Source organism: Halobacillus sp. B29 (assembly GCF_052246755.1).
GTDB lineage: Bacteria > Bacillota > Bacilli > Bacillales > Halobacillaceae > Halobacillus > Halobacillus halophilus.
Window position 1 is genome coordinate 41,484 of record NZ_JBQQCM010000020.1, and the last position, 6,926, is coordinate 48,409.

Below are 6,926 nucleotides of genomic sequence, written 5' to 3' on the forward strand. Positions count from 1 at the left end.
AGGGGGACACACCATGAAACGTGAAGAGCTCATCAAAGAAAGCAAGGAATGGGTGGAAGAACGAATAATATCGGAAGAGCAGAGGGAACAGCTGATGGAGCGCTATCCGGCCCGTCAGCATAAACCTCTGCTGCTGACCTTTGCCGCCATCTTCATAGGCCTCGGGTTTCTAACGTTTATCGCTTCCAATTGGTCCGCGATCTCGGATATCTTTCGAATGGCGATTATCATCGGAAGTTTACTAGCCTTCTATATTGCAGGGGAGCAAATTTACAGGAAGCACTCCAAGCGCTTAGGGGAAAGTCTAATGCTCATTGCTCTTATGATATTTGGAGCAGGGATCTTTTTGACGGGGCAAATGTATCATTTCACTTCATTCAGTGCCCTGCCATTCTTTATTTGGTCCATCGCCGCATTCAGCTTGTATCTCTTATGTAAAGAAACGCCTTTCTTTATAGCTGCGGCTATTCTAACTACGGTGGGTCAGGTGTACAGTGGGGTCACTTTTGGTGAATTTCACATCTGGACTGGGTTGCTTTTCATCCTTGGTCTAGGGTGGTTTACGGCGCACGGGCAGCGGACGGATTATTCGGTCTGGTTCGGAGCGGGTTACTTGATTCAAAGTCTCGTCTTCGTTGTCAGCAGCGGTTATCCTTATTACTGGCTCATTAATCTGATTCTCTTTCTTTATTTATTCGATGATGCAGCCGCTGGAAAAGGGAAACTGCGTGTACTCAAAACGTTCAGTGTTATTTCAGTCTTTTTGATTTTAGTTTTTCAAGTCTTCTTTCTTGGAGAAGGTTTTGTAGAAGTCCAGACGGAATCCTCTTTCTATTTCTTTATTGTATGGGCCGTCTTTTTCGTTGGAGCTGTGGTCCGGTCCGCGATGAGTTCAACGAATTACTATTGGATTGATCTGTTATTGTTCTTACCGGTCTTCCGATTCGATTTCGCTGATGGCCTGTCTCTTGGTATTTTGTTTGTTTATTCTTTGCTGTGGCTAACTTCCGGCTATCAGCAGAGTGTGGCACGGTGGGTAAACAAAGGGACAGCTGCACTTCTGGCTACGACCTTTATAGCTTATTTCCAGCTAGCCTGGGACTTCATGAGCCGCTCTCTTTTCTTTTTTATTGGAGGAATTCTATTGTTTGCCTTAAGCTTCTTCCTTGAAAGGAAACGAAGACAAGTCAGCAAAGGGGAGGTAACGCCATGAAGCGCATTTGGTTTTATGTCATTGTCTGCCTTCAGGCTCTGTTTCTCATTCTGATGTCCATGTCTTACTATACAATGGACGCATGGGGCGAATCCATACGTTTAAAAACGGCCCCTGTAGATCCACGAGACCCTTTTTATGGTGATTATGTGACATTATCGTACGAGGTGGAACTGGTTCCTACAGATAAATGGAATATTTCCGCTGATATAGCCTCTGGAGAAAAGGTTTATTTGCTGCTCGAACCTGGTGAAAATGATCTTTATACACTTGTTCAGGCTACCACTGAAAAACCTGATGTGAGCGGGGCGGAGGTAGTCCTTCCTGCCCGTCTTGACTGGCATGATCCTCAAAGGGGAGTGTATATGGTGGATATCGGTATGGAGCGTTATTTTATTGAGGAAGGCACAGGTCAGCAATATGAACAGAACAGGGAAGACCTGATTGTGGAAGTTATCGTGGCTCCCTGGGGACAGAAAAAGATTGATTCCGTAACGACGGCAGAGTAAATAATGAGCGCTTTTCCTAAATGGAAGAGCGCTCTTTTTAATCAGTTGGCTGGATAAAACCTGAAGCGAGCAAAGTGGATTACCCGCCCACTAAATCCCTAAGATTTCCTCGAATCTCTATGAAGTAAGAGACTTATTCAACAATAGGGCCGGTTAGTTGAAGACTCAGTTTCGAGATATCTTTGGTCCGTTACTTTATATAGAGGAGGGGTGGCTGCGGAAACAACTCGCTTTCCTACGGGGGAACTGGCAAGTCTCCTCGGTCGCTTCACTCCCTGTGGGGTCTCGCCTAGCTCCTTCTCCCGTGGGAGTCTCGTCGTTTCCTTCGCCACCCCGGCCATGGGAGAATAACGGACCCTTTTATAAAAGAGGTAAGCGTCCTGGATCTGCCTTAAATGTTTATATAGGGAGGTTTATATACTTGAATACGCTGAAAATTCAGCGTCGATCCCAGGTTAATGAACTTCATTTAGCAGGTATCTTCGAAGAGGATTTCGAGCTACCTATTTCACAAGGTGCGCAGGGGGATTTTGAAGACTCCTGTGGGATGAAAATGAGGCCGCTGAACAACTGAAGATTTATGAAAAGCAGGCTACACAAAAGCGAACTTATCCCCGCTACCTCTTCATTCGTTTCACGGATCGTTTACGAGTGGTTGGCTATTGTAAGTTCAAAAAAAGCACTTTTTTAGATGGATCTCCGTTGCTTTCACGATGAGCGTTCGTTGGTGACGCCTGCGGGAACAGCGCGAGCCGAAGATCCACTTGGTCATGTGGTCTTCTTGACCAAGTTAGCTGAGGCCGTGCCCGCGGCAAGCACCCACCGATAAGCGATTCGTGAGAAGCAACATCAAGCGCCACCAACTACCCTGAGCAGAAAGGAGTTTTTCAGTGGCCTCATGAAAATGACAGGGAGACCCCGGAAGGCCAAGCCTGAGGAGGATCAGCACAAGGGATGTTCGACTAAGATCGCCACGTCCTGTCGCAACGTCGAACGACCCTGCGTTGTGCAGGGCCGGAAAGCGAAATCATCCCCCGCAGGACCTTCTGCTCAACAAACATCTCGAAATCAACTCTTCAACAAACGGGAGCTTTACTGTAGGATTTAATCGGGCGAAGTAAGAAAAAAGCCTGTCGAGAAAATTTTCTCTTCAGGCTTTTGGGTTTTATTGACTAAGAACTTCTTTTATTTGAGTAATTGCCCATTCAAGATCCTCTTTTTCAATGATAAGAGGAGGACCGAAACGAATGACGTTTTCGTGTGTTTCCTTACAAAGCAGTCCTTTTGCTTTCAACTCTTCACAGTAGCCGCGCGCAGGTTCTGTCATTTCAACGCCAATGAACAGTCCTTTACCACGTACTTCCTTGATCTTCGGATTATCGATTGACTGCAGTTCTTTCTTCATGTATTCCCCGAGTTCAAGAGAACGTTCGGCCAGATTTTCTTCTTCAAGTACATCGAGAGAAGCAACAGATACAGCGCAGGCTAATGGATTTCCGCCGAATGTAGATCCGTGAGAACCTGGGTTAAAGACGCCCAGTACTTCTTTGTTGGCTACTACGCAGGAAATAGGGAAGACCCCGCCGCCAAGAGCTTTACCGAGAATTAACATGTCAGGGCTTACGTCTTCCCAGTCGCAGGCAAACATTTTACCGCTTCGGCCAAGACCTGCCTGGATTTCATCAGCTATGAACAGCACGTTGTTTTCCTGACAAACCTCATAAGCTTCTTTCAAAAATCCTTCTGGAGGGATAACAATACCCGCTTCACCCTGGATCGGTTCAAACAGGAAGCCGGCTGTGTTTTCAGTGATGGCTTCTTTAAGAGCTTCTACATCACCGTAAGGAATCAATTTAATTCCTGGAAGCGTTGGACCGAATCCACGCTTGTATTCTTCTTCTGAGGAAAGAGATACGGCTGTCATCGTTCTTCCGTGGAAGTTACCAGTACAGGCGATGATTTCGGCTTGGTTGTCTTCTACTTTCTTCACATCATAAGCCCACCGTCTAGCTGCTTTAACAGCTGTTTCAACAGCTTCTGCTCCTGTATTCATTGGAAGAGCCATTTCCTTATTGGTAATTTTACAAATCTTCTCATACCACGGTCCAAGCTGGTCGTTATGGAAAGCTCGGGAAGTTAAGGTGACACGGTCGGCCTGGTCTTTTAATGCTTGAATAATTCTTGGATGACGGTGCCCCTGATTCACTGCAGAGTAAGCGCTTAACATATCCATGTAGCGGTTACCTTCTGGATCCTCTACCCATACGCCTTCCGCTTTCGATACAACGATCGGAAGTGGATGATAGTTTTTGGCACCATATTCTTGTGTTTGATCAATGATTTCTTGACTGTTTACTGACATGATATCCCTCCAATTACATTTCAATCTTTTATTATTATAACAGGTTTGTTTTATTATTCTCACCCTTCCAAGGTACTTATTGGTAGGAAATTTTGACGGACTCGTGCTATTATATCCGTAGATTCATGTAAAAGGAGGAAGAACATTGGCACATCTACATATTACCTCATGGGTAATCGCATTTGCTTTAGTGGGACTTGTTACGACATTTGCCCGGAGCGGTAATGATAAAGGGGCAAAAATATCCCATATGATTCTGCGGGCGGACTACTTATTGATTCTTTATTCAGGAGGATCGCTCTTTGCAAGCTACGCGAACTATGGCGGCCTGATCATTTTTAAAGTGCTTGTCGGCCTATGGACGATTGTAGCTATGGAAATGGCATGCGTGAAGTATAAGAAAAAGAAACCGGCTGCTGTCTGGTGGGCGCAGCTGTTAATAGCAGGAGCCATCGCGATTATTTTAGGCTTTGGATTCCTTGGAGCAGGCATACTTCCTGCTTAATAAAAAAAGCGGCAAGCCTTGTACAGGCTTTGCCGCTTTTTTTGGGGGATTTTCTACTGTCCTAGAATGAGCTCCGCTACTTGGGGGGGGAACGGGTGATATCCTTTATCATTTATAATGATAATCATTCTCACTTATGTTGTCAAGCAGAACTTTTTAATAAGTGGCCAGGCGCTTTCATATAGTAAGCTATGATGTGTTTTTTCTGATTCAGCTTACTTTAAAGGATGGTGAAGCTTAATGTGCGGTATTGTGGGTTGGATTGATGACAAAAATAAAGTACAGAATAAAGCCCCTCTTTTAGAAAGGATGGCCGATACCATCCGGCACCGTGGTCCAGATGATTATCAAACGTGGCTGGATGGGCCGGCAGCTTTCGGACACCAGCGTCTAATTGTTGTAGACCCGAACGGCGGGAAACAGCCGATGGTCCGAGAGGCACATGACGAACAGTATGTGCTTTGCTATAACGGTGAGTTATATAATACGGATGAAGTACGAGATACATTAAAAGCGAAAGGCTGGACGTTCCGCTCTCATTCGGATACGGAGGTTGTCCTTGTCAGTTTTATGGAGTGGGGCAGAGAATGCGTGGAGCGATTAAACGGTATTTTCGCCTTCAGTATTTGGGAGAAAAAGAGAAAGCGTCTGTTTTTAGCTAGAGACCGGCTCGGGGTTAAGCCATTGTTTGTTCGTCATCAGCCGGATGGTCTGATGTTTGCTTCTGAGATGAAAGCCATTCTTGCTCATCCGGACGTAGAAGCAAGGGTTGGAGCGGAAGGAATTCAGGAAATTCTTACGCTTGGACCTTCGAGAACACCGGGGCACGGCATTTTTGAAACGTTGCAAGAACTTCGTCCAGGGCACCGGGCGTTTTGGGAAAAAGGAAAGCTTTCGATCGAGCGTTACTGGAATGTGAAGAGCGCCGAGCACACCGACACATGGGATGAGACCGTAGCGCGTGTGCGGGAGTTATTTATTGATGCTTCCGAACGGCAGCTCGTTTCGGATGTAACACTAGGTACTTTTTTATCGGGCGGGGTGGACTCAAGTGCCATTACGGCCGTAGCCGCAGAAAAATACAAAAATGAACAAAAGGGCGCCCTGCAGACCTTTTCGATTGATTATAAAGATCAAGATAAATTCTTTAAGAAGAGCGCTTTTCAGCCGGATCGTGATGAAGCTTATATTAAGAAAGTCTCAAGCCAGCACCAGACCCGTCATTACGTGATGGAAGCGACGCCTGAAGACCTAATATCAAGGCTGAAGCAGGCCGTAACACTACGGGATTTGCCAGGAATGGCAGATGTTGATTCCTCATTACTGTGGTTTTGTGAACAAATTAAAAAACATGTAACGGTTGCGTTATCAGGGGAATGCGCTGATGAAATATTTGGAGGCTATCCGTGGTTTTATAGAAAAGAAGATCAGGAGCGAAAAGGATTTCCTTGGATCCGGTCCTTAGATGAACGAATGAATTTAGTGAAAACGGATGTTAGTCAGAGTGTGAATATGGAAGCGTACATGTTGAAACGTTATCAGGATACGATCGATGAAACGCCGGTTCTGGCAGGAGAAGATGAAAAAGCGGTGAAACACAGACAAATGTCTTACCTCAATATGAAATGGTTTATGCAGACGCTTCTCGAGCGTAAAGACCGGATGAGTATGGGGGCAAGTCTTGAGGTTCGTGTACCTTTCAGTGATCATCGTCTGGTGGAATATGCGTGGAATATTCCGTGGAGCATGAAATTTCACGGGGATCAGGAAAAAGGTTTGCTGCGTGAAGCGTTGCGCGGCGTACTCCCTGATGAAGTGCTGTTCCGAAAGAAAAATCCATATCCAAAAACGTTTCACCCCGCTTATACAAAAGCCGTCTGTACATGGATGAATGAAATAGTAGCCGATGCGAATGCTCCACTGTTCGATCTTTTCGACCGTAACAAAGTGAGGAAGCTGAATGATTCAGAAGGTCAGGCGATCGGAGCCCCATGGTTTGGTCAGTTAATGACAGGACCACAGCTCATCGCCCACCTCTGTCAAATTAATTATTGGCTCAAAACCTATCGCGTACGTTTGTAAAAAGCTACAAAATCTCAGTTGTTCTTACAGTAAAGCTTCCAATACTTGAAGACTCATTTTCGAAATAAATGGGTCCGTTACGTTAGATGGATAAGGATTGGTGGGGAAATAACTCGCTTTCCTGTGGGGGAACTGGTGAGCCTCCTGATATGAACGAAACTGTCAACCCCTCACACTTTTGACCATCTTTAAGAAGAGAAGCATTAACGCTTCTTTTTTAAGGTCTTCATTCAGGTTTTCCTGGTAAGGGGGTCA

The 6,926-nt window shown here is 45.5% G+C and carries 6 protein-coding genes; 5 read left to right on the forward strand and 1 reads right to left on the reverse strand.

Translation table 11 applies throughout. From position 1 onward, the window contains the following. Positions 1-13 precede the first annotated feature (13 nt). From ACTWP7_RS19165 to ACTWP7_RS19175, 3 genes are all read left to right on the forward strand, one after another. On the forward strand, positions 14-1,213 hold the full coding sequence (locus ACTWP7_RS19165) for a DUF2157 domain-containing protein (protein WP_443124553.1): 1,200 nt from the start codon (positions 14-16) through the stop codon (positions 1,211-1,213). Beyond that, a complete protein-coding gene (locus tag ACTWP7_RS19170) occupies positions 1,210-1,722 on the forward strand; it encodes a GDYXXLXY domain-containing protein (protein ID WP_443124554.1) in 513 nt (170 codons plus the stop codon). Before ACTWP7_RS19165 ends, ACTWP7_RS19170 begins: the two co-directional genes overlap by 4 nt. A gap of 421 nt (positions 1,723-2,143) precedes the next feature. Beyond that, positions 2,144-2,296 carry a hypothetical protein gene (locus tag ACTWP7_RS19175; protein ID WP_443124555.1) on the forward strand — a complete coding sequence of 51 codons (153 nt, stop codon included), beginning with the start codon at positions 2,144-2,146 and terminating at the stop codon, positions 2,294-2,296. Positions 2,297-2,887: 591 nt separating this feature from the next. Here ACTWP7_RS19175 and ACTWP7_RS19180 read toward each other — a convergent pair. After that, complete coding sequence (locus ACTWP7_RS19180; RefSeq protein ID WP_014642518.1) at positions 2,888-4,084, reverse strand: ornithine--oxo-acid transaminase; 1,197 nt, start codon at positions 4,082-4,084, stop codon at positions 2,888-2,890. Between the two features lie 145 nt (positions 4,085-4,229). On the opposite strand from ACTWP7_RS19180, the gene ACTWP7_RS19185 reads away from it, so the two are divergent. Both ACTWP7_RS19185 and asnB read left to right on the forward strand, forming a co-directional pair. Continuing rightward, the gene (locus ACTWP7_RS19185; RefSeq protein WP_443124556.1) at positions 4,230-4,589 is read left to right on the forward strand and encodes a YisL family protein; all 360 of its coding nucleotides are present in this window, start codon (positions 4,230-4,232) and stop codon (positions 4,587-4,589) included. Positions 4,590-4,829: 240 nt separating this feature from the next. Continuing rightward, on the forward strand, positions 4,830-6,671 hold the full coding sequence (asnB, locus tag ACTWP7_RS19190; protein WP_443124557.1) for an asparagine synthase (glutamine-hydrolyzing): 1,842 nt from the start codon (positions 4,830-4,832) through the stop codon (positions 6,669-6,671). Positions 6,672-6,926: the final 255 nt, after the last annotated feature.